The 247-nt window shown below is 67.2% G+C and carries 1 protein-coding gene; it reads left to right on the top strand.

Features of this window, described 5'->3' with window-relative positions; all coding sequences use genetic code 11:
- Window positions 1-247 (top strand): FAD-dependent oxidoreductase (locus HBA26_RS22750; protein ID WP_208298239.1); only part of this gene is annotated, 247 nt, incomplete at both ends.

Here is a 247-nt window from a genome sequence, read left to right as displayed (position 1 = left end):
GATCAACGGGACGACCGGCTACGAAGAGGCTGCGGCGCAAGGCCTGCTGGCCGGTATCAACGCCGGCCTGCAAGTACAGGGCAAGGACGCCTGGACGCCGCGCCGCGCCCAGGCTTATCTGGGCGTACTCGTCGACGATCTCATCACCCGAGGCGTGACCGAGCCGTATCGCATGTTCACCAGCCGGGCGGAGTTCCGCCTCAGCCTGCGTGAAGACAACGCCGACATGCGACTGACCGAGGGCGGC

Source organism: Enterobacter sp. 725m/11, assembly GCF_011683705.1.
Lineage (GTDB): Bacteria > Pseudomonadota > Gammaproteobacteria > Enterobacterales > Enterobacteriaceae > Enterobacter > Enterobacter bugandensis.
Note: the sequence above shows the minus strand (reverse complement) of the source record. Positions and strands in the feature narration are given on the sequence as shown.